This is a genomic window from Pseudomonas sp. 65/3-MNA-CIBAN-0223, from assembly GCF_040310425.1.
Taxonomy (GTDB): domain Bacteria; phylum Pseudomonadota; class Gammaproteobacteria; order Pseudomonadales; family Pseudomonadaceae; genus Aquipseudomonas; species Aquipseudomonas gregormendelii.
Genome location: NZ_JBEOPV010000005.1, coordinates 14,083 through 39,567, shown reverse-complemented (window position 1 = coordinate 39,567; position 25,485 = coordinate 14,083). Strand labels below are relative to the sequence as shown.

The window sequence follows — 25,485 nt, the reverse complement described above, 5'->3', positions numbered from 1 at the left end:
AAGCTTTGCCCCTACAGGGGTATGCCCCAGGTTTGAGCATGACCTTCCCTGCCCCGCAGCCTATAATGCCGGCCTTCAGCCCCCTCTTCGGCACTTCGGAGCCCGCATGACCCAGGATCAACTCAAACAGGCAGTGGCCCAGGCCGCCGTCGACTTCATCCTCCCGAAACTCGATGACAAGAGCATCGTCGGGGTCGGCACCGGCTCCACCGCCAATTGCTTCATCGACGCCCTGGCGCAACACAAAGGCGCATTTGATGGCGCCGTCGCCAGCTCCGAAGCCACTGCCGCGCGCCTCAAGGGCCACGGGATTCCGGTGTACGAACTCAATACCGTCAGCGACCTGGAGTTCTACGTCGACGGCGCCGATGAAAGCGACGAGCACCTGAACCTGATCAAGGGCGGTGGCGCCGCCCTGACTCGCGAGAAGATCGTTGCCGCCGTGGCCAAGACGTTCATCTGCATTGCCGACGCCAGCAAGCTGGTGCCGGTCCTGGGCGAGTTCCCGCTGCCAGTGGAAGTGATCCCGATGGCCCGCAGCCACGTGGCCCGCGAACTGGTCAAGCTGGGCGGCGACCCGGTCTACCGCGAAGGTGTGCTGACCGACAATGGCAACATCATCCTCGACGTGTACAACATGCAGATCACCAACCCGGTGCAGCTGGAGACGCAGATCAATGCGATCGTCGGCGTGGTGACCAATGGTTTGTTTGCTGCACGCCCCGCGGACTTGCTGTTGCTGGGCACCAGCGAAGGCGTGAAAACCCTGCGCGCAGAATAACCAGAAACACCGATAAACCTGTGGGAGCGGGCTTGCCCGCGATGAGGCCATTACAATCAACATTCTGTTGACTGACCGGCCGCCATCGCGAGCAAGTCCGCTCCCACAGTGTTTTGGGGTATTGGTTAGTTTTGTGCGGGTTTCTTGAACACGTAGAACAGGTTCGGCTCGCTCACCAGGTACATTGTGCCTTCGTCATCCATGGCGATCCCCTCCGCCTGCGGCACGGTCTTTTGCAGGCCCTGGCGCCCCTTGCTCAGTGACATGGTACTGAGCGGGCGCCCGTCCACGTCCAGTTCCAGGATCAACCGCGACTCGTCCGACAGCGCCAGCAGATGGCCGCTGCGCTCGTCGTACTGCAGACTGGACAGGTCTCGCACGAACATCCCGGCATCGCGCTTGGGGTTATTGACCACATGTACCGCGTAGGACTTTTCCGGATTGTAGTGCGGAAAACCCTGTACTTCGTAGATCAGCATCGGGTCGCGCTCCTTGGCAACAAACAGGCGCTTGCCCACCGAGTCGTACGCCAGGCCCTCAAAGCCCTTGTTACTGGCCATATGCACACCAAGGGTCATCTGCTCGGCGTCCGCCGCGTCGAGGAAGGTGGTGTCTTCCTCCAGATGAATCTTGATCAATCGCTGCTCGCGCTCGTCAGTGATCACGTAGGTGTCGGCGCTGATGTACTCCACCGCTTCCGGATCGCCAAAGCCCACCAGCGAAATGCGCCGGATAATCTGGCCATCCAGAGACAGCTCGATCAATTCGGAATTCTTGTTGGTGACCGTGAACAGGCTTTTGCGCACTGGATCGAATGTCAGGGCCGACACGTCGTCATCCAGGCCATCGATCACCCGCGCCTCGACCGTGACCTGATAACGATCAAGACCAATGGAAAGTGCGCTCTCGGCCTGCCACAGCGCATGCAGATTGAACCAGCCGCGCTCGAACAGGCGCAGGTATTGGCCCATGGCGATCAATGCCAGCAGCGCGATCATCGCGAAGATCAGGATCAGGGGTTTGGGACGGGCCAATCGACGCATTCTGGTGTGCTCGGATTCAAAACAGGCGGATGAAATACCACGCCTGTCTGAACTGAAGCTTAATGGCCACTTGCCTGCGCCTACAACGTCCAAATTTCTTCTGTAGGAGCTGCCGCAGGCTGCGATCTTTTGATGTTGTTTCTAACAGCAAAATCAAAAGATCGCAGCCTGCGGCAGCTCCTACAGGTTTTCAGCGTGTTTTTCGGATCAGTGTTGTTTTTCGAAGCGGTAGAACAGGTTCGGCTCGCTCACCATGTACAGGTTGCCAGCGTCATCCATGGTCACGCCTTCGGCCCGGGGGATGGTGTTCTCCAACCCGTTGAAGCCCCCCAGCAAGGTCATGAAGCTGACCTGCTTGCCCTGCTCGTCCAGCTCCAGCAGCAGGTGGGAATCGGCTGACAGCACCAGGGTATGGCCGGTGCGTGGGTCGATGGCCAGGGCAGACAGATTACGCAGGTCCAGTTCGTCACTGTCGAGCTTCTGTTTGTCGCCCGCCAGCGAGACGCCGTCGCTGCTTTTCCAGGTGAACAGCGCCGGTGGACGCTCTTCACCTAACAACATCTGCTGATTGCGCGAGTCCCAGACGATGGCTTCGAACGCCTTGTTCTGATCTTTCGAAGGGCCAAGATCGTACTTGGGGAAGTCGCCGATGTTCAGCTCCCGGGTATCGGCATCGACCTTGACGATGGACAGCAGGTGCTCGCGCTCGTCGACGATGGCCATCAGGCCATTGCCCATCACCGTCAGGCCTTCCGGATTGCTCCAGCCGGCCAGGGGCATCTTGCGCAGCACGTCGCCCTGCAAGGACAGTTCGACGAGGAACGGGTTCTTGCCCATGACCGAGAACAGGGTTTTGGTCTGAGGGTTGTACGCCAGGTCGGACGCTTCGTCCTTCTCCATGCCTGGCAGCAATTTGGCGTCGATGACTGCGGTGTAATTCGGCAGCCAGATACTTTCCTGGCGCTCGGCGGGGCTTTCGAAACGTTCCTGCAACCAGAGCGCACCGCGGTCATCCCAATGCATGGCAATGGCCAGGCCATAGGTTATGGCGGCAACCAGCAATAGCCAGTAATACCAGCGCATGAAAAAGCGCGGGCGGCGGGCAGGTTTCAGCGTGGGCAGCGGTGGGTTGGCCATTAACGGATGGATTCCGGATAGTCATGAATGGGAGTCATGGGAGCAATCCCGGTTGGGATGCAATTCCTGTGGGAGCAACGCTTGCTCGCGATGAGGCCTTTGAATTCAACATTGAAGTTGAATGGTGGACCGCTATCGCGAGCAAGCGTTGCTCCCACAGGCAGCTCTCCACAGGCAGCTTTGCTTCCACGGGAGGCTGTGCTGTCAGCGGACGCTGGTGGTAAAGCTGCTGGCGCCGGGCAATTCGATGACCAGTTCGTCGCCGACATTCAGCGGGCCAACGCCCACTGGCGTGCCGGTCAGGATCACGTCACCGGCCTGCAGCGAGAAGCATCCGGCCATGTGCTGGATCATCGGCACGATAGGGTTGAGCATGGCGCTGCTGTTGCCGTCCTGGCGAACTTCACCATTGATGGTCAGGCGAATGCCGATGTCGGTCAGGTCGGCGAAGGTGCTGCCGGATACGAACGGCGCAATCACCGCCGCGCCGTCGAATGACTTGGCGATTTCCCAGGGCAGGCCCTTGGATTTCAGTTCAGCCTGCTTGTCGCGCAGCGTCAGGTCCAGGGCCGGTGCGAAACCCGAGATCGCATCCAGCACTTCTTCCCGGCTTGGCTTGGTCGACAGCGGCTTGCCGATCAATACGGCGATTTCTGCTTCGTAATGCACCGAACCACGCTCGGTCGGAATGCTGAAGCCGCCTTCGAGCGGCACGACGCAACTGCCCGGCTTGATGAACAGCAGCGGTTCGGTAGGCACCGGGTTGTCCAGTTCCTTGGCGTGTTCGGCGTAGTTACGACCGATGCAGACCACTTTGCCCAGTGGAAAGTGGATACGCGTACCGTCGACATACTGGTGCTGATAGCTCATTGACCGGCTCCTGGTTCGTAGCGCTTAAGTTCGAAAGTCAAACAGCAAAAATCTTGCCCGGGTTCATGATGCCGTTCGGGTCGAACACTGCCTTGACGGCTTTCATGTACTCGATCTCAACCTCTGAACGGCTATAGGTCAAGTAGTCACGCTTGGTCATGCCCACGCCGTGTTCGGCGGAAATCGAACCGTTGTACTTCTGGACGGTTTCGAACACCCACTTGTTGACCGTGGCGCACTTGGCGAAGAACTCGTCCTTGCTCAGGTTATCCGGCTTGAGGATGTTCAAGTGCAGGTTGCCGTCGCCGATGTGACCAAACCAGACGATTTCGAAATCCGGATAGTGTTGGCCGACGATCGCGTCGATTTCCTTGAGGAACGCCGGCACTTTCGACACGGTGACCGAAATGTCGTTCTTGTACGGAGTCCAGTGGGAGATGGTCTCGGAGATGTATTCGCGCAGCTTCCAGAGGTTCTGCAGCTGGGTTTCGCTCTGGCTCATCACACCGTCCAGCACCCAGCCCTGCTCGACGCAGTGTTCGAAGGTTTCCAGGGCGTGGTTGGCCACTTCTTCAGTGGTCGCTTCAAATTCCAGCAGCGCGTAAAACGGGCAATCGGTTTCGAAAGGCGCCGGAACATCACCGCGCGCCATGACTTTGGCCAGGGCCTTGTCGGAGAAAAACTCAAAGGCCGTCAGGTCGAGTTTGCCCTGGAAAGCGTGCAGTACCGGCATGATCGAATCGAAATCGGCGGTACCGAGCACCATGGCAGTCAGGTTTTTCGGCGCGCGATCCAGGCGCATGGTCGCTTCGACCACAAAACCCAGGGTCCCTTCGGCACCGATGAACAGCTGACGCATGTCGTAGCCCGTGGCGTTCTTGATCAGGTCGCGGTTCAACTCAAGCAGGTCACCCTTGCCGGTGACGACCTTCATGCCGGCGACCCAATTGCGGGTCATCCCGTAGCGAATCACCTTGATTCCGCCGGCATTGGTACCGATATTACCGCCAATCTGGCTGGAACCGGCCGAGGCGAAATCTACCGGGTAGTACAGGCCCTTTTCTTCGGCGACATTCTGCAGGTGCTCGGTGACCACCCCCGGCTGGCACACGGCGGTGCGATCGGTGAGGTTTACCTCAAGAATCTGGTTCATGTAGTCGAACGACACAACCACTTCGCCGTTGGCTGCCACGGCGGCGGCGGAAAGCCCGGTACGACCGCCGGATGGCACCAGTGCCACCTTGCGTTCGTTGGCCCAACGGACAATGGCCTGAACCTGCTCGGTGGTCTTGGGAAACACGATCGCGGTGGGCGCCGGGGCGAAATGCTTGGTCCAATCCTTGCCATAAGCATTGAGGGAGTCGGCATCGGTCAGCACCTTGCCAGGCTCAACCAGGGTCTTCAGCTCATCAATCAGGGCAGGATTGGTCATCGACAGAACTCTCGAACAATTCATGGTCATCCTGAGAACGCTTCACGTCGCAGGAATGAGTGTTTAGCGGGGCGCCTATGCTAGCATACCGACCCCGCAGCATAGTGCCCAAAGGCGATTCTGCGGCGACGGCGTTCCTGCCGTCCGGGGTCAGCGTCTGCTGATTTCCTGCCATTTTTCTCCGGGATACAGGTTTACGCAGATGAGCAAGACTTCTCTCGATAAGAGCAAGATCAAGTTCCTTCTTCTCGAAGGCGTCCACCAATCGGCTGTCGACGTCCTCAAGGCGGCGGGCTACACCAGCATCGAGTACCTCACTGGTTCTCTGCCGGAAGCCCAACTGAAGGAAAAGATCGCTGATGCGCACTTCATCGGCATCCGCTCCCGCACGCAACTGACCGAAGAGATCTTCGATCACGCGAAGAAGCTCGTCGCTGTCGGTTGCTTCTGCATCGGCACCAACCAGGTCGACCTGAACGCGGCTCGCGAACGCGGGATCGCAGTGTTCAACGCACCGTACTCCAACACTCGCTCCGTAGCCGAGCTGGTGCTGGCCGAAGCGATTCTGTTGTTGCGTGGCATCCCCGAGAAGAACGCTTCCTGCCATCGTGGCGGCTGGATCAAGAGCGCGGCCAATTCCTTCGAAATCCGCGGCAAGAAGCTGGGCATCGTCGGTTACGGCTCGATCGGTACCCAACTGTCGGTACTGGCTGAAGGCCTGGGCATGCAAGTGTACTTCTATGACACAGTGACCAAGTTGCCACTGGGTAACGCGACCCAGGTCGGCAACCTGCACGACCTGCTGGGCATGTCCGACATCGTCACCCTGCACGTTCCGGAAACCGCTGCGACCCAGTGGATGATCGGCGAGAAGGAAATCCGCGCCATCAAGAAGGGCGGCATCCTGATCAACGCTGCGCGCGGCACCGTGGTCGAGCTGGACGCCCTGGCGGACGCGATCAAGGACAAACACCTGATCGGCGCAGCCATCGACGTGTTCCCGGTAGAACCCCGCTCCAACGACGAAGAGTTCGAAAGCCCGCTGCGTGGCCTGGACAACGTTATCCTGACCCCGCACATCGGTGGTTCCACCGCCGAGGCGCAGGCCAACATCGGTCTGGAAGTGGCTGAGAAGCTGGTCAAGTACAGCGATAACGGTACCTCGGTATCGTCGGTGAACTTCCCGGAAGTGGCCCTGCCGGCTCACCCTGGCAAGCATCGCCTGCTGCACATCCACGAGAACATTCCGGGCGTGATGAGCGAGATCAACAAGGTCTTCGCCGAAAACGGCATCAACATTTCCGGTCAGTTCCTGCAGACCAACGAGAAAGTCGGCTACGTAGTGATCGACGTCGACGCCGACTACTCGGAGATCGCCCAGGAGAAGCTGCAGCACATCAACGGCACCATTCGTTGCCGCGTATTGTTCTGACAGCGATGTTGAGCGACAAAAAAGGGAGCCTTCGGGCTCCCTTTTTCATGCCTGCGAAAAATTACTCTACAGTCACGGTGATCTTTTTCGACACGATCGGCGGATCGAACGGAATGTGGCCGCTGTCACCCAGCTCAAGCTGCAAGGTGTGCTTGCCTGGCGGCAGCTTGATGGTCGCTTCGGTCTGCGCCTTGCCGAAATGCATGTGGTTGGCGTCCGTCGGAATCGGCTGACCGGCGGTTGGGAGCTCTTTGACATCAATCAGCAGGTGGTGGTGACCGGTGTGTTTGGTCGTATCGCCAGCCGGGGCCAGGGAGATGTCCTTGACGCCAAACTTGACCTTGAATTCCTGTGCCACCTTGGCGCCGTCTTCGGGCGACACGATGAACGCTTCTGCTCCCTTGGGAGCCGGAGTGGCTGCCGTTGCCAGCATCGAAGCCCCCATCAACAGGCCAGCCAATGCTGCTCGTGACATAAAGGTTTTCATTCTCTTCTCCAGTTTTTACGTAAAATCTGCGCAGTCATGACAACTTCATGACCATTTGTTGTCGAAGGCACTCGACAACCATAGCAAAGCGAGCCGATCCAGAGCCTCGCAATAATGAATTCAAAGGAGTGACCATGCGTTTTTTGCCTGGCCTGATCTGCCTGCTACCCCTTTTGAGCCCACTGGCTCATGCCGAGTTGATTGACGACATCAACGACCGTGGCGAACTACGCATCGCTCTTGAGGCTAATACACCACCCTTCAATTTCAAGGACGACGGCAAGCTCGCCGGCTTTGAAGTCGAACTGGGCCAGCTGCTGGCCCAAGAGCTGGACGTGCGGGCCGACTTCGTCGTTGCCGATGCCAGTGAGCTGTTGCCTGGGGTTGAAAGCGGCAAATACGACGTCGCCATCAACCACATAGCACTGACCCCGGATCTGAAGGATCGTTTCGACTTCACCGAACCTTACAGCTATGCCAAGGCGGATCTGATCGCGCAGAAAGAAGCGGAGCCGCGCTCCATACTGCTAGTGCAGAGCCTGGCGCAGGACAAACCCAAGGCGGCTGTGCCGGTGAAACTGGCCATTCCGTTCCAGAAGGGCAACCCGGCGTTTCATGCCAGCCTGGAGAATGCGCTGGGGCGGATCAAGGCGGACGGACGCCTGCAGGCACTGTCGCAGAAGTGGTTTGGTGCGGATACGAGTGTGGCGCCGAAACCCTGAGCCGAGGCAGATGGATAACCCTGTGGGAGCGCGCTGCTCGCGATGAGGCCGGCATATCCAGCTAAAATGTTGAGTGACAGGCCGCCAACGCGAGAAGGCTCGCTCCCAAAGGAAACGTGTTCGGGCGGTTAGTCTTGTGCGGTCAAAGCACGGGCCGCTTCCGGCAGTTGCAGCTCGCTGAAGACTTGCACCCCGTGGCGTCGCAGCAATGCCGCTGTGACGCCCTCACCGTTGACCTTCACACCGCTGAACGTCCCGTCATAAGTCAACAGATTCCCGCACGACGGGCTGTTGGCCTTCAGCACCGCAATCCGGATGCCGTGCTTTTGCACCAGTTCCAGGGCCTGACAAGCCCCCGACAGGAACTCGGCGCTGACATCCGCACCATCAGTGGTGATGACCGCCGCCCGCCCATCCAGCACTTCACCGCCCTGCCCGCCGGGGATTTCCGCAGCAGCCCGGGGAGTCGGCAAGCCGCCGGCCACCTCGGGGCACAAAGGCACGACCCGACCCTCACCGACCCATTGCTGCAACTGATCGAAAGGCCCACTGGCACCGCCGTCGTAGCGAACGCGGTGACCCAGCAGGCAGCGGCTTACCAGAATTTTCTGCATGGTCAGAAGGGCTCGTTGCCGCGACGCCGGAACCAGCCGGTCAACGACAGGCGATTTCGGCTGGCGGGCAGGACTTCGTGGGGCACCTCGCCGGACAGGAAGACCACCAGGCAGCCGCCGGTTGGCACGACGTCATGCTGCACGCCTTCGTCCAGGTACATGCGCAACTGGCCTCCGTGCTCGGGTAGCCAGGCATCATTCAGGTAGACCACCGCCGACACCATGCGCCGGTCGTCGTCGCGAAAGCGGTCGACGTGCTTGAGGTAAAAAGCGCCAGGCGGGTACAGCGCAAAATGGCTTTCGAAATCCTCCAGGCCGAGGAACAGGCCCCGATTCATCGCCTCGCGCAGGCTGTCCATCAGCTGTAGATAACTGTCACACGCCAGCGCCTGGCCGGGCTCGATCCACTGAATGCGGTCACCACGAATGCCCTCGCGAATCTCCGAAGTGGGCCCCCGACCCACGGCGGCAGGCGCCAATTCACCTTCGGCTGAACGTTTATGGCACTCAGCAGCCAGTTCCCGGGTCAGACCCAGAGGCAGGAAAATATTCTGCTGCGACCAGCCATGTGTGGCCAGGTCGTCGACGATACGTAACAGCAGCGGATGATCAGAGGGTATTTGCATGGCGGGCATAGTATTCCTGTGCCTGCAAATCCGACAGAGCCGTGCAGCGGCTTGATACGAATTCTCGACAAGTCCGAATGCCACACGGAGAATAGTCGCCTGCTGACAGGAGTCCCTAATGCGTCGTTTGCTTTTCTCACTGTTGATGTTCTGCGTTATACCCGCCTGGGCAGACGACCACGACCAGTTGTACAAGGTCGCCGGTTGGCCGGAACAACGCGCGCATTTTAACGATGCCTTGTCGGCCGCCCAGCAGCGTTACCAGAACAGCCTGCCACCGGCTGTGTTCCAGGCATTGGTGAACAACAGCAACCAGCGTTTTGCGCCTCAAGCGGTCGATCAGCGGGCCGAGGCGCAACTGCGCAAGACCCTGGCCGATCCCAAGCCGGCATTGGCCTTTTTCCAGTCACCGCTGGGCAAAAAAATCGTCGCGGCGGAGTTGCTGGCAACCCGCCGCGATCAGTTGGCGAAGAATGCCAAGGGCTTGCCGAAAATCGAGGCCAGTGACACGCGCCTGTTGATCATCGGGCATCTGGCCCAGGCCCTGCCTGCGCGCGAAGCGGGCGCCGAGGTCAGCCTGGCGATTGCCGGCGTCGCGGCGGACAGTCTGAGCTCCATGATCCCCGGCCTGCTCGGTGGCGGCCAGGCTCAGGGCATGTTGAATGGTCAGCGCCAGCGCCTGATGGACCAGATCGGCAGCGACCTGAACAACACCTTGCTGTACGTCTATCGCGACCTGTCGGATACCGAGCTGGAAGAGTTCGCGACCTTTGCCGAATCGACCGAAGGCAAGGCTTATTACCAGGCGGCGCTGGCGGCTATTAGGGCAGGGTTGGCGGTGGGGCAGACTAACCTTGGCCAATAATTTTCAGTGCCTGGCATGACGCCATCGCGGGCAAGCCTTGCTCCCACAGGTTTTGTATCACCCACAAATGAAGGCTCCACCTCAGATCTGTGAAAGCAAGATTTGTGTGGGAGCAAGGCTTGCCCGCGATGGGGCCTTCACTGCCACTACAAATTCCGCCCCTTGATCCGCTTGGTCAAGAACCCGAAATACTCCGCCCGCAAAGCCAGCGTCTCATTCGCCAGATGATGCCGCGCCTCAGGCAGCATCAACACCTGCGGCCGGTCGAATTTGGTCCGCAACACACCAAGGTTATGCTGCCAGTCCACCGTCATGTCCGCCTGACCCTGCACGATCAGCGGCCGACGCGAGCTGTGCGGTGCTGCCTCGATGCGCTTGACCCAACGGGCGAGCGCGCCTACCCAGGCGGTGGGCAGGCGCAGCGGTTGTAATGGGTCGGCCTGCAGGAAGGGCAGGAAGTGCGGATCATTGGAGTTTTCGCTGAAGCGCCGGGCGATACCTTTGACGAAGGGTCTGAGCAGGTGATAACTCAATTGTGACCAACCCCACGCCCGTGGTCGAACCAGTGGCGACAGCAAAATCACCTGGCCCTGGGCTGGGCTTTGCGCGCCCGCGTTGAGCACATGATCAATCACAATCGCACCCCCGGTGCTTTGCCCGCACAAGTGCCACGGCTGGGGCAGATCAATCGACTTCGCTTCGGCGAACAAGCCCTGCAGCGTGTCCTGGTACTCGCTGAAATCCCGAATGCTCGCCCGCTCGCCACTGGACAGGCCATGCCCCGGCAGGTCGCAGGCAATGACGGCGAAGCCCTGATCCAGCGCCCAGTCGATCACGTGCCGATACAACCCGGTGTGATCGTAGAAACCGTGAAACAGGAACAACGTCGCTTTCGCCCGCGCCGGCCACCAGAACTGACTCACCAGCTGATAACCACCCGCCTCGAATCGGCCCAGGCCAGTGCGCAGTTCGCGCCCGGGAAAATCCAGGCCATAAAAGTGCCGATACGCCCGCGCTTGCTCCGACAATGGCTGGGCATCGGCCAATGGCCGCAGACTGGCGCGCAAGTGATCGGGGGCGAAAGTGGCAGACATGAGCAATTTCCAGCAAGTGAAACGGACTTTATCGGCCTGCGATATTCATCTGTCCCGGCAAGCATGGCAAGCTAACCGACCTCCAAGGAAAGCATTCCATGCGCCCGGCCTACCGCACCACACTGCTCGCCAGCCTGCTCACCCTCGTGTGCGCCGTCGTACTGTGGGCGGCATACGACTGGTTTCAAGGTCGCTACCTGCGCGCATTCAGTGAACATACGGCAGTATTCTCCGGCGACCCCTTGCGTCTGCCGGACGACCTTGCAGGCCCCGGGGCCATTCGCCTGGTGCACTTCTGGGACCCTGCGTGCCCCTGCAATGTCGGCAACCAGCAGCATCTCAGTGAGCTGGTCGAGCGTTATGTTCCACAGGGCATCGAGTTCTACTCGGTGCAAAAACCCGGTAGTCACGGGCAGTTACCGAGCACCCTCGGCGGGCTGAAAAACATCAACTTGTTGCCTGGCTCCGAGCAGATCCCCGCCAGCCCCGCCGTGGCGATATGGGATCGAACCGGCAAACTGGCCTATTTTGGCCCCTACAGCGAAGGCCTGACGTGCAATTCCAGTAACAGCTTCATCGAACCGATCCTGCAGGCGCTGAACGAAGGCCGTGAGGTGAGCGCCACTCACACACTGGCGGTGGGGTGTTACTGCCCCTGGCCTGTCGCGGCAACGAAGTAGGGAAGATCCGGCAATACGAATCCCTCCTAAGGGCGATGGGCCGTCGCGGCAGGTCGTGTTAAACAGTGTCGCCAGGGAATTGCTGTCACTCATAACAAGAACAAGGAATCACCATGAAACGCCTCCTGACCGTTCTCGTCCTGCTGGTTGTGGTGCTCGCTGCCGGCGCTGGCTGGTATGTCTACAGCAAACAGCCGACGCGCAAGGGCATGGTTGAACTGCAACACCTGCAGGGTCCGGTCACGGTGCGCTACGACGAACGCGGGGTCCCGCATATCCGCGCCGAAAACGAACCCGACCTGTACCGCGCGCTGGGCTATGTGCACGCCCAGGACCGGCTGTTCCAGATGGAAGTCCTGCGTCGCCTCGCCCGGGGTGAACTGGCCGAAGTGCTGGGGCCCAAACTGCTCGATACCGACAAGCTGATGCGTAGCCTGCGCATCCGGGAGCGCGCTGAGACCTACTTCGCCAACCTGGATCAACAGTCGCCGGCGTTTATCGCCATGCAGGCGTATCTGGATGGCATCAATCAGTACCAGGACAGCCATGCGCGACCGGTCGAGTTCGACGTGCTGGGCATTCCCAAGCGCCCGTTTACCGCACAGGACACCATCAGTATCGCCGGCTACATGGCCTACAGTTTCGCCGCAGCGTTTCGTACCGAGCCCCTGCTGACCTACGTGCGTGATCAACTCGGTGCGAACTACCTCAATGTGTTCGATCTCGACTGGCAGCCCAAAGGCGTGCTGGCCAATCACCAGGGTGGCGCTGCCAGGCCCCTTGCCAGTGTCGACTGGAAGGACCTCAACGCCCTCGCCCGCCTGAGTGAACAGGCCCTGGCGGAACACGGCCTGCCGCAGTTCGAAGGCAGCAACGCCTGGGTCGTCGCCGGCAGCCGCACCAAGAGCGGCAAGCCGCTGCTGGCGGGTGATCCGCACATTCGCTTCTCGGCGCCGTCGGTATGGTATGAGGCGCAGCTCTCGGCACCCGGCTTTGACCTTTACGGTCACTATCAGGCGCTGATGCCGTTTGCGTCACTCGGCCTGAATCACGATTTCGGCTGGAGCATCACCATGTTCCAGAACGATGACCTGGACCTGATCGCCGAGAAGGTCAATCCGGACAACCCCAACCAGGTCTGGTATCGCGGCAAGTGGGTGGACATGACTTCCAGCGAGCAGCAGATAGCGGTTAAGGGTCAGACCCCAGTGACCCTGGTACTGCGCCAGTCGCCCCATGGGCCGATCGTCAACGATGCGCTGGGCGCGAATGTGGGCAAGACCCCGATCGCCATGTGGTGGGGCTTCCTCGAAAGCCCGAACCCGATTCTCGAAGGCTTCTACCAGCTCAACCGCGCCGACACCCTGGCCAAGGCGCGCAGTGCCGCAGCCAAGGTCCAGGCGCCCGGCCTGAACATCGTCTGGGCCAATGCCAAGGGCGACATTGGCTGGTGGGCGGCAGCGCAGCTACCCAGGCGCCCCGCGGGCGTGCGGGGTGGCTTTATTCTCGATGGCAGCACTGCCGAGGCGGAGAAGGACGGCTTCTACCCGTTCAGCGCCAACCCTCAGGAAGAAAATCCGCCGCGGGGCTATATCGTGTCGGCCAACTTCCAGCCGGTATCGCCAACCGGCATGGACATCCCCGGGTACTACAACCTGGCGGATCGTGGCCAGCAGCTCAATCGCCAGCTCGGCGACAAAGCCGTCAAGTGGGACCTGGAAGCCAGCCAGAAGCTGCAACTGGGCACCACCACCGGCTACGGGCCACGCTTGCTCGCCCCGTTGTTGCCGGTGTTACGCGAAGTGGTGAGCGATCCTGCCGAACTGCGGTTGGTGGAGCAATTGGCCCAGTGGCAAGGTGATTACCCGCTGGACTCCACCAATGCCACGCTGTTCAACCAGTTCCTGTTCAACCTGACTGACGCGACCATGCATGACGAGCTGGGCGATGGGTTTTTCGACACCCTATTGTCGACCCGGGTGATCGATGCCGCACTGCCGCGCCTGGCCGCCAGCGCTGATTCACCGTGGTGGGACAACCGCGACACCCTGGTGAAGGAAACCCGCGCCGACACGGTCAAGGTGGCATGGCAAGCGAGCCTGGTGCACCTTCGGAACACGCTTGGCGCAGACTTCGCGCAGTGGCAGTGGGGCAAGGCGCATACCCTGACCCATGGTCATCCGGTAGGGCAGCAAAAACCGCTGGACCAGGTCTTCAACGTCGGCCCGTTCCCCGCGCCGGGCACTCATGAAGTCCCCAACAACCTGTCGGCGAAGATCGGCCCGGCGCCCTGGCCTGTCACCTATGGCCCGTCGACCCGGCGCCTGATCGACTTCGCCGACCCGGCCCACAGCCTGACCGTCAACCCGGTCGGTCAGAGCGGCGTGCCCTTTAACAGCCACTATGAAGACCAGGCCGAGGCGTATATCGAAGGGGTCTATTTCCAGGCTTACCTCAATGAGGAGGAAGTGGCGGCGAATACGCGCAGTACTTTGAAGTTGGTGCCAGTGGCTCAGTAGATTTGTGTTGCCTGGGCTGACGCCTTCGCGGGCAAGCCCGCTCCCACAGGATCTGCGCCGTACACATGATTTGTGATCGGCGCGACCATTGTGGGAGCGGGCTTGCCCGCGATGGGGCCCGCATGGACAACCCCAGACCTGCGCCTCACACCACCACCGCAAAATTCAGCCTGAACTGCTGGGGCGTCACCCCCAGCCGCCGGTTGAACACACTGCGCATGTGCTGTGCATCGCGAAAACCACACTGATACGCCACTGTCTTCAGTGGTGCACGGGTGCTCTCCAGCAACACCCGCGCCGCATCCACCCTAGCCCTTTCGACGAACTCCGCCGGGGTGGTCTTCGCTTCCCGGGCGAACACCCGGGAAAAATTACGGGCGCTCATGTTGGCGGCGTTGGCCAGGTCGGCGATGGTCAGGTCCCCGGTGAGGTTGGCCAGCACATGGAGCTGCACCAGCGCCACCGCCGAGGTCGGTTCGGCATGGGGCGTGAGGAATGGACTGAACTGCGACTGCCCGCCCGAGCGCTGGGTGAACACCACCAGGCGCTTCGCCACGCTCAAGGCGACTTCCGGGCCGTGATCCTGGGCCAGCAGGAACAGCGACAGATCAATCCCTGCAGTCACCCCCGCCGAGGTGTATAGCGCGCCATCCTGCACGTACAGCCGGTCGGCTTCGACACGCGTACCAGGACATAAAGCGGCCAGCGCCGCCGCATCGCCCCAGTGGGTGGTCACCGTTTTGCCTTCCAGCAACCCGGCTCGGGCAAGCATGAATGCGCCATTGCAGATCGAGCCGAACCGTTGCGCCCGAGCGCTGGCGTCGCGCAGCCAGGCATCAAAAGTTGCGCCGAAATTCATGTACGGCAACTGCGGGCCGCCGGCCACCAGAAGCAAGTCATAGTCCTCCAACGCGTCGCAGTAATGCCGATGGGCATTGAGTGCCAAACCGTTGGAACAGGCCATCACCCCATGCTCGACACCAATTACTTCAAGGTGATAGTGGTCGGCCGGTGCCAGGAAACGATTGGCCTCGGAAAACACATCCATGGGCCCGGTGACGTCCAGGGACTGAACGCCGGCAAAGACCACGATGGCAACGGTTTTACTCATGACAGACTTGCCCCCATTCAATGCCCCCTGCAGGAGTGAGCTTGCTCGCAATGGACTTAACGGCGCCATTTCGTCCAGGCAGCCCTCTCCATCGTTCAGCTCCATCGCGAGCAAGCTCGCGCCTACTGGAACTTAGCCAATCGCGGCGCAACAAGCGAGGCTGGCGCGATATGCATGTTCATTGGCAAGGATCGCAGCCATGGCTCGATTGCCCGCTGTGTGGTGCAGGAACAGACTTGTTCCATCAGCGCCACCAAGGCGTTCCCCACGAGGAAAGCACTCATGAGCAGCCACATCGCCGGCATCCAGATCCCCGACAGCGCCCTGGCCAGGGCCACTACCGAATACATTCGCGACGTCGAGTCAGACCTGCTTTATCACCACTCTCGCCGGGTGTTCCTGTTCGGCGCTCTTAGCGGCGAACGCCAGCAGTTGGCCTACGACCCCGAACTGCTTTACGTCGGCGCGATGTTTCATGACCTGGGCCTGGTGGAAGGCCACCGCTCTGCCGATGAGCGTTTCGAGGTCGACAGTGCGAACGCCGCCAAAGCCTTCCTCAAGCCCTATGGCTTAAGCGACGACGACATCGAACAGGTGTGGTTATCGATTGCCTTGCACACCACGCCAGGAGTGCCGCAACACCTTCGCCCCAACGTGGCCCTGGTAACAGCAGGGGTCGAGATGGATGTGCTGGGCATCGATTACGCGGCGTTTTCCACCGTGCAGCGCGAGGCGGTGGTACATGCCCATCCACGGGGTGACGGGTTCAAGGAGTGCATCCTGTGTGCCTTTGCCAATGGCTTCAAGGACAAGCCAGGCACCACCTTTGGCACAGTGAATGCGGATGTACTGGTGGACAATGAGCCAGGTTTCAAGCCGATGAACTTTGTCGAGATCATCCGCAAGTCCCCGTGGATTTCCTGACCGCTGAAAAACCTGTGGAAGACTTCATGCTGCTGGGCTGCGGCACCTGGACTCCGCACCCGGCGAACAGCCCTTGCGGGCGTGAGCCTGCTCGCGATTGCGGACTGACATTCAACATCTTCGTTGAACGTTAAACCCTCATCGCGAGCAGGCTCGCTCCCACAGGTGTTCGAGCCTACAGACTCAAACGGCTTGCGGTGCCTGCGCACGACGCACGTCCGGTTGCTTCCATGAGTCGGCAGCGCTTTCCTCAATGGCCTGCTGGATCGCTTTCTTGCGCGACTCTTCCGCACGACGGCTGAAGAACCACACCAGGAAGGTCACCAGCGACACCGCCAGCAGAATCAAACTGGCCACGGCGTTGATCTCAGGCTTCACGCCCAGGCGCACGGCCGAGAACACTTCCATCGGCAAGGTCGTCGACCCCGGCCCGGAAACGAAACTCGCCAACACCAGGTCATCCAGCGACAACGCGAAGGACATCATGCCCCCCGCTGCCAGCGACGGCGCGATCATCGGGATGGTGATCAGGAAGAACACCTTCCACGGTCGGGCGCCCAGGTCCATGGCGGCCTCTTCGATGGACAGGTCCAGCTCACGCAAGCGCGCCGACACCACCACCGCCACATACGCCGCACAGAACGTCGTGTGAGCAATCCAGATGGTGACGATGCCACGCTCCTGGGGCCAGCCGATCATCTGCGCCATTGCCACGAACAGCAGCAACAACGACAGACCGGTAATCACCTCGGGCATCACCAACGGTGCGGTGACCAGGCCACCGAACAACGTACGCCCCTTGAAGTGGGTGATCCGGGTCAACACGAAGGCCGCCAATGTACCCAGCGCTACCGCCGCAACCGCCGTGTAGCAGGCGATCTCAAGCGAGCGCAGCACCGAGCCCATCAGTTGGCTGTTGTCCATCAGACCCACGTACCACTTGATCGACCAGCCGCCCCATACCGTCACCAGTTTGGAGGCGTTGAACGAATAGATCACCAGGATCAGCATCGGCGCGTAGATGAACAGCAGCCCCACTACCAGCATGAAACTCGAGAAACGGAAGCGCTTCATTCCTTGCCCTCCATCTCTTTGGCCTGGCTACGGTTGAACAGGATGATCGGCACGATCAGGATCGCCAGCATCACCACCGCCAGGGCAGACGCCACCGGCCAGTCACGGTTGTTGAAGAATTCCTGCCACAGCACTTTACCGATCATCAGGGTTTCCGGACCGCCGAGCAGTTCCGGGATGACGAACTCACCCACGACCGGGATGAACACCAACATGCAGCCAGCGACGATGCCGTTCTTGGACAATGGAATGGTGATTTTCCAGAAGCTGTTGAACGTGCTCGAGCCCAGGTCGGAGGCCGCCTCCAGCAGGCTGTTATCGTGCTTCACCAGGTTGGCGTAGAGCGGCAGGATCATGAACGGCAGGTAGGAATAAACCACGCCGATATACACCGCCAGGTTGGTGTTGAGGATCTGCAGCGGCTCGTTGATCCAGCCCATGCTCATCAGGAAGCCGTTGAGCAGGCCGTTGTTGCTGAGGATGCCCATCCACGCATAAACGCGGATCAGGATCGCGGTCCAGGTCGGCATCATGATCAGCAGCACCAGCACCGTCTGCATCTCTTTGCGGGCACTGGCGATGGCGTAGGCCATCGGATAGCCGATCAGCAGGCAGAGGACCGTGCTGATCAGCGCCATCTTCAACGAGCCAAGATACGCGGCGATGTACAGCTCGTCGTCGCCCAGCATCGCGTAGTTGCCCAGGTTCAACAGCACCTGGAGCTTCTGGTCGATGAAGCTGTAGATCTCGGTGTACGGCGGAATGGCCACGTCGGCTTCGGCGAAGCTGATCTTCAATACGATGAAGAACGGCAACATGAAGAACAGGAACAGCCAGATGAACGGAACCCCGATGACCAGCTGGCGGCCACCGGGAATTATTCGATTGAGGCGGCGTTTGAATTTGCGCATGTTCATGAGCGGAGTACCACGCCGCTATCGTCTTCCCACCACACATAGACCTGGTCGCCCCAGGTCGGACGCTGGCCACGACGTTCGGCGTTGGCCACGAATGACTGCACCAGCTTGCCGCTTGGCAGCTCGACGTAGAACACCGAATGGCCGCCCAGGTAGGCGATGTCGTGGACCTTGCCGCTGGACCAGTTGTATTCGCACGTCGGCATGTCGGCGGTAACCAGCAGTTTTTCCGGACGGATCGCGTAGGTGACCGACTTGTCCTGCACCGAGGTGCTGATGCCGTGGCCCACGTAGATTTTGCGGTCCAGGTCCTTGCAGGTAATGATCGCGTGGCCTTCGGCGTCGTCGATGACTTCGCCTTCGAAGATGTTCACGTTACCGATGAATTCACAGACCAGGCGGCTGGTCGGGGTTTCGTAGATGTCGATCGGGCTGCCGATCTGGGCGATCCAGCCCAGGTGCATGATCGCGATGCGCTCGGCCATGGTCATGGCCTCTTCCTGGTCGTGGGTCACCATGACGCAGGTTACACCGACTCGTTCGATGATCTCGACCAGCTCCAGCTGCATCTGCGAGCGCAGTTTCTTGTCCAGTGCGCCCATTGGCTCATCGAGCAACAACAGCTTTGGCCGCTTGGCCAGGGAGCGCGCCAGTGCCACACGCTGACGCTGGCCGCCAGACAGTTGATGCGGCTTGCGCTTGGCGTACTGGCTCATCTGCACCAGCTTGAGCATTTCGGCTACGCGGGCGTCGACTTCAGCCGCGGGAATCTTGTCCTGCTTGAGGCCGAAGGCAATGTTCTGCGCCACGGTCATGTGCGGGAACAAGGCGTAGGACTGGAACATCATGTTGATCGGCCGCTCGTACGGCGGCATATCGGTAATGTCCACACCGTCGAGGAAAATGCGCCCCTCCGTAGGCCGTTCGAAACCCGCAAGCATGCGCAGCAACGTGGACTTGCCCGATCCCGAACCGCCGAGCAGGGCGAAAATCTCGCCTTTCTTGATTTCCAGGGACACATCGTCCACGGCAATCGTCTCGTCGAACTTCTTCGTGACCCGGTCGATTTTGACCAGCACCTGTTTAGGTGTCTGGTCGCCCTCGAGGGCTTTCTTGTAGGCGCCGGAGGCAACTGCCATTTACGAAACTCCCAAAAAAACAGAGTGCAGTTCGCTCAAGGTGAGCCAACCTTGGATAGTTTTGAAGCTATTTACCCGACTTGACCTTGGTCCAGCTGCGGGTCATCAAACGTTGAATATTGGGTGGCAGCTCGATGGACACGTAGGTCTTGTCGAGGACTGCCTGCGGTGGATAAACCGCTTCGTCGGTGCGAATGGACTGCTCCATCAGTTTGTCCGACCCAGGGTTAGGGTTGGCGTAGCCGACATAATCACTGACCTGGGCGATGACCTCAGGTTTCAGCAAATAGTTAATGAAGGCGTGGGCTTCCTTGACGTTGCTCGAGTCCTTCGGAATCGCCAGCATGTCAAACCACAGCGCGCCACCTTCCTTGGGAATCGAGTAGGCGATGTTCACGCCCTTCTTCGCTTCTTCAGCGCGGTTTTTCGCCTGGAACATGTCGCCGGAGAAACCGATAGCCACGCAGATGTCGCCGTTGGCCAGGTCCGAGATGTACTTGGAGGAGTGGAAGTAAGTCACGTAAGGCCGCACCGCCAGCAACTTGGCCTCAGCCTTTTTGTAGTCCTGCGGGTTGGTACTGTTGGCATCCAGGCCCATGTAGTTGAGCACTGTCGGCATCATTTCGTCAGCCGAATCGAGGAAGGCGACACCACAGCTGTGAAGCTTCTTGATGTTCTCCGGCTCGAACAGCACTGCCCAGGAATCGATCTTGTCGACACCCAGTACCGCCTTGACCTTATCGACGTTGTAACCGATGCCGTTAGTGCCCCACAGGTACGGCACGGCATAGAGGTTGCCCGGATCGTTCTGCTCCAGGCGCTTGAGCAGCACCGGGTCGAGGTTTGAATAGTTGGGCAGCTTCGACTTGTCGAGTTTCTGGAATGCGCCCGCCTTGATCTGCTTGCCCAGGAAGTGGTTGGACGGCACGACGACGTCGTAACCGGTGCGCCCGGCCAGCAACTTGCCTTCCAGGGTTTCGTTGGAGTCAAAGACGTCATACACCGGCTTGATGCCGGTCTCTTTCTGGAAGTCTTCCAGGGTGGTCTGACCGATGTAGTCCGACCAGTTATAAATATGCACCGTACCGGCGGCCTGGGCACCGACAGCAACTGTCAGTCCGGCAGCCATCAACAGGGCATTGCGAAACAAAGAAGAAATAGGCAAGTGGAGGTCCTCTGAAATTAGTTGGGCCCAAGTTGCCCCGCGCTGCATGACAGCCCTCGACTGCCCGACAACAAACCGGCGCGCAACTTACCCTCGAAAAACCGTTCCAGCAAAACTTTTATGCATACAGCCCTGTAGGAGCGAGCTCGCTCGCGATGGTCGCCAACGATAACTCGGGATGCCTGGCACCCAACGGTGCTCCAGCGTTCTTCGCGAGCGAGCTCGCTCCTGCAGGTTTATTTATTTACCCGATTTGATCTTGGTCCAGCTGCGGGTCAGGATTCGCTGGGTAGCGGCCGGCAAGTCGGCAATCGCGTACAGCTTGGCCAGAACGTCGGCTGGTGGATAAACGCCCGGGTCGCTGGTGATGTCTTTATCAACCAGCGGTGTTGCCGCAGCGTTACCGTTCGGGAAGCGCACGGCGTTGGTAATCTCTGCCATGATTTCCGGCTTCATCAGGAAGGTCATGAACTTGTAGGCGCCTTCGACGTTTTCGGCATCTTTCGGGATGGCGACCATGTCGTAGAAGCTGCCAGCACCTTCTTTCGGAATGTTGTAGCTGACCTTCACCTTGTCACCGGCTTCAGCCGCACGGGACTTGGCCTGGTAGATGTCGCCCGAGTAACCGATGGCCACACAGATGTTGCCGTTGGCGAGGTCGGAGATGTACTTGGACGAATGGAAGTAGCCGATCGAAGGACGGACTTTCAGGAACAGTGCTTCAGCTTCAGCCAGTTGTTTCTTGTCCTGGCTGTCGGTCGGATAGCCCAGGTAGTGCAGCGCCACCGGAATCATCTCGGTTGGCGAATCGAGGACACTGATGCCGCATGATTTCAGCTTGGCAGCATTTTCAGGCTTGAAGATCAGGTCCCAGGAATTGGTTGGTGCATCGGCGCCCAGTGCTGCCTTGACCTTTTCGTCGTTGAAGCCGATACCGATCGAACCCCACATGTACGGGAATGCATGTTCGTTACCCGGATCGCTCACCGATACCGCTTTGAGCAGGTCGGTATTGAGATTTTTCCACAACGGCAGTTTGGACTTGTCGAGTTTCTGGTAAACGCCAGCCTTGATCTGCTTGGCCAGGAAGTTGTTCGACGGCACGACGATGTCGTAGCCGGACTTGCCTGCCAGCAACTTCGCCTCCAGCGTTTCGTTGCTGTCGAATACGTCGTAGACCACCTTGATGCCCGACTCGGCTTCGAACTTCTTGACGGTGTCCGGTGCGATGTAATCAGACCAGTTGTAGACGTGCAGAACCTTATCGTCCGCCTGAACTGCGCCTGCCATCATGCCCATCAGGGACATGGCCAGGAGGGTCTTGCCAGCTATCTTCATACCTAATGCCTTCATGGGTAATGCTCCAATTTTTCTTTTTAACCACGTGCTCAGCGGCCTTTGCCGGGCATCTGAAACAACCGGTAGTCTGGCAAGATCCGAGGCTGCCTTTCAAGGAAAGACCCATCCTTTGTTTGCCCTGAGCGAAATGCAAACCTTGCACCCCGCTCAGAGCCTAGCACTTAGGCTTGCAGCGCACTCAGTGTCAGGTCCAGGCACTTGCGAGCCTTGGTCACCAGCTCATCGATTTCCGCCTTGGTGATCACCAGTGGCGGAGCAATGATCATGGTGTCGCCGACGGCGCGCATGATCAGGCCGTTATCGAAGCAGAAGGTGCGGCAAATCATGCCGACGCCTTTACCTTCGTAACGCTTGCGAGTGGCCTTGTCCTGGACCAGTTCGATCGCCCCCAGCAGCCCTACCCCACGTACTTCGCCCACCAGTGGGTGATCGTTCAGTTCCCGCAGGCGACTTTGCAAATACGGTGCCGTTTCTGCGTGGACGTGCTCGATGATTTTTTCATCACGTATGATGCGGATGTTTTCCAGCGCCACCGCAGCCGCCACCGGGTGACCGGAATAGGTGAAACCGTGGTTGAAGTCGCCGCCTTCGTTGAGCACTGCCACCACTTCGTCGCGCACGATCAGGCCGCCCATTGGGATGTAGCCGGAGGTGAGGCCTTTGGCGATGGTCATCATGTCGGGCTTGAGGTCGTAGAAATCGGAACCAAACCACTCGCCGGTGCGACCGAAACCGCAGATCACTTCGTCCGCCACGAACAGGATGTCGTACTTGGCGAGGATTTCCTTGATGCGCGGCCAGTAGGTCTCAGGCGGAATGATCACGCCACCGGCACCCTGGATCGGCTCGGCAATAAAGGCACCGACGTTATCAACGCCGATTTCCAGAATTTTCTCTTCCAGCTGGTTGGCAGCCCACACGCCAAACTCTTCAGGCGTCATGTCGCCGCCTTCGGCGAACCAGTACGGCTGGGCAATGTGAACGATGCCTGGAATCGGCAGGTCGCCCTGTTCGTGCATATAAGTCATGCCACCCAGGCTCGCGCCGGCCACAGTGGAACCGTGATAGCCGTTCTTGCGGCTGATGATGACTTTCTTGTTCGGCTGGCCCTTGATCGCCCAGTAGTGGCGCACCATCCGCAGCATGGTGTCATTGCCTTCGGAACCGGAGCCGGTGAAGAACACGTGGTTCATGCCTTGCGGCGCGATATCGGCAATGGCCTTGGCCAGTTCCAGTACGGGAGGGTGAGCAGTCTGGAAGAACAGGTTGTAGTACGGCAGCTCGCGCATCTGCTTGCTGGCTGCGTCAGCCAGTTCGTCGCGACCGTAACCGATAGCCACACACCACAGGCCGGCCATGCCGTCGAGGATCTTGTTGCCTTCGCTGTCCCACAGGTAGACGCCCTTGGCGCTGGTGATGATGCGCGGGCCTTTTTCCTTCAACTGCTTGAAGTCACTGAACGGTGCCAGGTGATGGTCGTTGCTCAGTGCTTGCCACTCACGGGTTTGCGGATTGTTACTAGTCATGCGAATTCTCCTAAGTTTGCAGTGAGGGCGCGGTTATTTCCTACCGCGCCGCAGCGCATCAGACGGCGAAGAGCAGGAATTCCCGCTCCCACGAACTGATCACGCGCTTGAAGTTTTCATGCTCGGCCCGCTTGACCGCGACGTAGCCAGTGATGAATTTTTTGCCGAGGTACTTCTCGACGGTCGCGCTGTTTTCCATGCGCTCCAACGCGTCCTCGATGGTCAGTGGCAGGCGCAGGTTGCGGCGTTCATAACCACGTCCCACCACCGGCGCACTTGGGTTCAAGCCTTCGACCATGCCGATGTAGCCGCAGAGCAGGCTCGCGGCGATCGCCAGGTAAGGGTTGGCATCGGCACCCGGCAGGCGGTTTTCCACTCGACGGTTCTGTGGCCCGGCATCCGGCACCCGCAGGCCCACCGTGCGGTTTTCTTCGCCCCACTCCACGTTTACCGGCGCCGAGGTATCCGGCAGGAAGCGGCGGAACGAGTTGACGTTCGGTGCGAACAGCGGCAGCAGCTCGGGGATCAGCTTCTGCAGCCCGCCGATGTGGTGCAGGAACAGCTGGCTCATGGTCCCGTCTTCATTAGAGAAGACATTCTTGCCGGTCTCGATGTCGATAATGCTCTGGTGCAAGTGCATCGCGCTGCCCGGCTCACCGGTCATGGGCTTGGCCATAAAGGTGGCGGCCACATCATGCTTGAGGGCCGCTTCGCGCATGGTGCGCTTGAAGATCAGGATCTGGTCGGCCAGGGACAGGGCATCGCCGTGACGGAAGTTGATTTCCATCTGCGCCGTACCGTCTTCGTGGATCAGCGTGTCGAGGTCCAGCTCCTGCAGTTCGCACCAGTCATAGACGTCTTCGAACAGCGGGTCGAACTCGTTCGCCGCCTCGATGGAAAACGACTGGCGACCGATTTCCGGACGACCGGAACGGCCAATTGGCGGTTGCAACGGGTAGTCCGGGTCGTCACTGCGCTTGGTCAGGTAAAACTCCATTTCCGGCGCCACGATCGGCTGCCAGCCTTTGTCGGCATAGAGTTTCAGCACTTTCTTGAGCACGTTGCGCGGCGACAGCTCAATCGGATTGCCTTGCTTGTCGTAGGTGTCATGGATCACCTGGGCGGTGGGCTCCACGGACCACGGCACCAGGTACACCGCGTTCTGGTCGGGGCGGCAGATCATGTCGATGTCGGCCGGGTCGAGCAGTTCGTAATAGATGTCGTCTTCGACATAGTCGCCAGTCACGGTCTGTAACAGAACGCTTTCGGGCAGGCGCATGCCTTTTTCCGCAATGAATTTGTTGGTCGGCGAAATCTTGCCCCGGGTGATACCGGTCAGATCGGCGATCATGCATTCGACTTCTGTGATCTTGTGGTCTTTCAACCAATCGGTGAGCTGGTCGAGGTTGTGACTCATAAATGCCTCTTAGGCTGGGTTTCCGGACTCTGGTAAGTCAGGCGTTGTTTGACGCATCGGCGTCGTGTGGTACAGATTGCCCTTGCAATTGCCGGGCACACGAATGCTCGCCTCGAAAGAAGCGTGGGGCAACAGGTGTATGGGTGATGCGTGCATAATTAACGGCAGTCTGCGCTACGAAGTACGGGCCGCTGGAGTAAAACGGTTCTATATTGGATGCAGAGCCGGTAAAGAGAATGCCATCCAGACCGTCCAGAATATCGGACGCTGCCAGGTGATCGGTCTGCCTTGAGCAGCCGGTGACGCCGATTAACGGCAGGCGAGACATGAAACACCCCGGTATTATTGCTGTTATGGGTTTGATTCGAGCTTAGCCTTGTTCATTTTTTTACACAACACCCCCGTAAAAAATACAACACGGCCCGCTCAAGCCTGCGGCCGGCAAAGAGCCCGAGGGCTTAAAAACGCCCCAAAGTGCCTCAAAAAAGCCTCATGGGCGCTTTTTTAGGGCAAAAAAGGCCTCGCTTGACTTCGGCATGCCGTTCGGGTTG

25 protein-coding genes are annotated in these 25,485 nt (G+C 59.6%); 8 read left to right on the top strand and 17 right to left on the bottom strand.

What is annotated here, in order from left to right:
* The first annotated feature begins 106 nt into the window (after positions 1 to 106).
* Entirely contained in the window at positions 107 to 781 is a 675-nt protein-coding gene (gene rpiA, locus AAEZ09_RS06860; protein WP_045059773.1) for a ribose-5-phosphate isomerase RpiA, read from the top strand.
* A gap of 125 nt (positions 782 to 906) precedes the next feature.
* Here rpiA and AAEZ09_RS06855 read toward each other — a convergent pair whose 3' ends face one another.
* From AAEZ09_RS06855 to AAEZ09_RS06840, 4 genes are all read right to left on the bottom strand, one after another.
* The gene (locus tag AAEZ09_RS06855; RefSeq protein WP_350598773.1) at positions 907 to 1,824 is read right to left on the bottom strand and encodes an SdiA-regulated domain-containing protein; all 918 of its coding nucleotides are present in this window, start codon (positions 1,822 to 1,824) and stop codon (positions 907 to 909) included.
* 207 nt (positions 1,825 to 2,031) lie between these two features.
* Positions 2,032 to 2,961: an SdiA-regulated domain-containing protein gene (locus tag AAEZ09_RS06850; RefSeq protein ID WP_350598771.1), complete on the bottom strand. Its 930-nt coding sequence runs from the start codon at positions 2,959 to 2,961 to the stop codon at positions 2,032 to 2,034.
* Between the two features lie 204 nt (positions 2,962 to 3,165).
* Positions 3,166 to 3,831, bottom strand: coding sequence for a fumarylacetoacetate hydrolase family protein (locus tag AAEZ09_RS06845; RefSeq protein ID WP_266009416.1), 666 nt, complete (start codon positions 3,829 to 3,831; stop codon positions 3,166 to 3,168).
* Positions 3,832 to 3,868: 37 nt separating this feature from the next.
* Positions 3,869 to 5,263, bottom strand: a complete 1,395-nt coding sequence (locus AAEZ09_RS06840; protein ID WP_350598769.1) for a D-2-hydroxyglutarate dehydrogenase — start codon at positions 5,261 to 5,263, stop codon at positions 3,869 to 3,871.
* Between the two features lie 202 nt (positions 5,264 to 5,465).
* Here AAEZ09_RS06840 and serA point away from each other — a divergent pair, with 202 nt between their 5' ends.
* Positions 5,466 to 6,695 carry a phosphoglycerate dehydrogenase gene (serA, locus tag AAEZ09_RS06835; RefSeq protein ID WP_122841096.1) on the top strand — a complete coding sequence of 410 codons (1,230 nt, stop codon included), beginning with the start codon at positions 5,466 to 5,468 and terminating at the stop codon, positions 6,693 to 6,695.
* Positions 6,696 to 6,756: 61 nt separating this feature from the next.
* Here serA and AAEZ09_RS06830 read toward each other — a convergent pair whose 3' ends face one another.
* Positions 6,757 to 7,182 (bottom strand): DUF4399 domain-containing protein, encoded by a 426-nt coding sequence (locus AAEZ09_RS06830; protein ID WP_350598767.1) that lies wholly within the window; start codon positions 7,180 to 7,182, stop codon positions 6,757 to 6,759.
* Positions 7,183 to 7,316: 134 nt separating this feature from the next.
* Here AAEZ09_RS06830 and AAEZ09_RS06825 point away from each other — a divergent pair, with 134 nt between their 5' ends.
* Complete coding sequence (locus AAEZ09_RS06825; protein ID WP_045059766.1) at positions 7,317 to 7,904, top strand: transporter substrate-binding domain-containing protein; 588 nt, start codon at positions 7,317 to 7,319, stop codon at positions 7,902 to 7,904.
* A gap of 128 nt (positions 7,905 to 8,032) precedes the next feature.
* Here the strand turns inward: AAEZ09_RS06825 and AAEZ09_RS06820 are convergent, their stop codons facing one another.
* Together AAEZ09_RS06820 and AAEZ09_RS06815 are read right to left on the bottom strand one after the other, a co-directional pair.
* Complete coding sequence (locus tag AAEZ09_RS06820; protein ID WP_045059765.1) at positions 8,033 to 8,518, bottom strand: 2-thiouracil desulfurase family protein; 486 nt, start codon at positions 8,516 to 8,518, stop codon at positions 8,033 to 8,035.
* Between the two features lie 2 nt (positions 8,519 to 8,520).
* Entirely contained in the window at positions 8,521 to 9,153 is a 633-nt protein-coding gene (locus tag AAEZ09_RS06815) for a 2OG-Fe(II) oxygenase (RefSeq protein WP_350598763.1), read from the bottom strand.
* 109 nt (positions 9,154 to 9,262) lie between these two features.
* On the opposite strand from AAEZ09_RS06815, the gene AAEZ09_RS06810 reads away from it, so the two are divergent.
* Positions 9,263 to 10,009: a DUF2059 domain-containing protein gene (locus AAEZ09_RS06810; RefSeq protein WP_350598761.1), complete on the top strand. Its 747-nt coding sequence runs from the start codon at positions 9,263 to 9,265 to the stop codon at positions 10,007 to 10,009.
* Between the two features lie 146 nt (positions 10,010 to 10,155).
* Here AAEZ09_RS06810 and bipL read toward each other — a convergent pair whose 3' ends face one another.
* On the bottom strand, positions 10,156 to 11,103 hold the full coding sequence (gene bipL, locus AAEZ09_RS06805; protein WP_350598759.1) for a phospholipase BipL: 948 nt from the start codon (positions 11,101 to 11,103) through the stop codon (positions 10,156 to 10,158).
* A 98-nt stretch (positions 11,104 to 11,201) separates the two neighbouring features.
* On the opposite strand from bipL, the gene AAEZ09_RS06800 reads away from it, so the two are divergent.
* Together AAEZ09_RS06800 and AAEZ09_RS06795 are read left to right on the top strand one after the other, a co-directional pair.
* Positions 11,202 to 11,783, top strand: coding sequence for a DUF6436 domain-containing protein (locus AAEZ09_RS06800; RefSeq protein WP_350598757.1), 582 nt, complete (start codon positions 11,202 to 11,204; stop codon positions 11,781 to 11,783).
* A 113-nt stretch (positions 11,784 to 11,896) separates the two neighbouring features.
* Positions 11,897 to 14,302, top strand: coding sequence for a penicillin acylase family protein (locus AAEZ09_RS06795; RefSeq protein WP_205893134.1), 2,406 nt, complete (start codon positions 11,897 to 11,899; stop codon positions 14,300 to 14,302).
* Between the two features lie 145 nt (positions 14,303 to 14,447).
* Here the strand turns inward: AAEZ09_RS06795 and AAEZ09_RS06790 are convergent, their stop codons facing one another.
* Positions 14,448 to 15,413 (bottom strand): GlxA family transcriptional regulator, encoded by a 966-nt coding sequence (locus tag AAEZ09_RS06790; RefSeq protein WP_350598755.1) that lies wholly within the window; start codon positions 15,411 to 15,413, stop codon positions 14,448 to 14,450.
* A 282-nt stretch (positions 15,414 to 15,695) separates the two neighbouring features.
* Between AAEZ09_RS06790 and AAEZ09_RS06785 the strand changes: the two genes are divergently transcribed.
* Both AAEZ09_RS06785 and AAEZ09_RS06780 read left to right on the top strand, forming a co-directional pair.
* A complete protein-coding gene (locus tag AAEZ09_RS06785; protein WP_350598968.1) occupies positions 15,696 to 16,337 on the top strand; it encodes an HD domain-containing protein in 642 nt (213 codons plus the stop codon).
* Entirely contained in the window at positions 16,325 to 16,471 is a 147-nt protein-coding gene (locus AAEZ09_RS06780) for a hypothetical protein (RefSeq protein WP_160298063.1), read from the top strand. The genes AAEZ09_RS06785 and AAEZ09_RS06780 overlap by 13 nt, the downstream gene beginning before the upstream one ends.
* A 49-nt stretch (positions 16,472 to 16,520) precedes the next feature.
* On the opposite strand, the gene AAEZ09_RS06775 is transcribed toward AAEZ09_RS06780, so the two are convergent.
* The 8 genes from AAEZ09_RS06775 to AAEZ09_RS06740 form a co-directional block, all read right to left on the bottom strand.
* A complete protein-coding gene (locus AAEZ09_RS06775; RefSeq protein WP_350598753.1) occupies positions 16,521 to 17,411 on the bottom strand; it encodes an ABC transporter permease subunit in 891 nt (296 codons plus the stop codon).
* Entirely contained in the window at positions 17,408 to 18,289 is an 882-nt protein-coding gene (locus AAEZ09_RS06770) for an ABC transporter permease subunit (protein ID WP_350598966.1), read from the bottom strand. Before AAEZ09_RS06770 ends, AAEZ09_RS06775 begins: the two co-directional genes overlap by 4 nt.
* Positions 18,290 to 18,324: 35 nt before the next feature.
* The gene (locus AAEZ09_RS06765; protein WP_045059756.1) at positions 18,325 to 19,467 is read right to left on the bottom strand and encodes an ABC transporter ATP-binding protein; all 1,143 of its coding nucleotides are present in this window, start codon (positions 19,465 to 19,467) and stop codon (positions 18,325 to 18,327) included.
* 67 nt (positions 19,468 to 19,534) lie between these two features.
* Positions 19,535 to 20,632 (bottom strand): polyamine ABC transporter substrate-binding protein, encoded by a 1,098-nt coding sequence (locus AAEZ09_RS06760; RefSeq protein ID WP_045059755.1) that lies wholly within the window; start codon positions 20,630 to 20,632, stop codon positions 19,535 to 19,537.
* A gap of 240 nt (positions 20,633 to 20,872) precedes the next feature.
* On the bottom strand, positions 20,873 to 21,970 hold the full coding sequence (locus AAEZ09_RS06755) for a polyamine ABC transporter substrate-binding protein (RefSeq protein WP_045059754.1): 1,098 nt from the start codon (positions 21,968 to 21,970) through the stop codon (positions 20,873 to 20,875).
* A 182-nt stretch (positions 21,971 to 22,152) separates the two neighbouring features.
* Positions 22,153 to 23,517, bottom strand: coding sequence for an aspartate aminotransferase family protein (locus AAEZ09_RS06750; protein WP_350598750.1), 1,365 nt, complete (start codon positions 23,515 to 23,517; stop codon positions 22,153 to 22,155).
* A gap of 58 nt (positions 23,518 to 23,575) precedes the next feature.
* Positions 23,576 to 24,934, bottom strand: a complete 1,359-nt coding sequence (locus AAEZ09_RS06745) for a glutamine synthetase family protein (protein ID WP_045059752.1) — start codon at positions 24,932 to 24,934, stop codon at positions 23,576 to 23,578.
* Between the two features lie 37 nt (positions 24,935 to 24,971).
* Positions 24,972 to 25,262, bottom strand: coding sequence for a glutamine amidotransferase (locus tag AAEZ09_RS06740; protein ID WP_350598748.1), 291 nt, complete (start codon positions 25,260 to 25,262; stop codon positions 24,972 to 24,974).
* Positions 25,263 to 25,485: the final 223 nt, after the last annotated feature.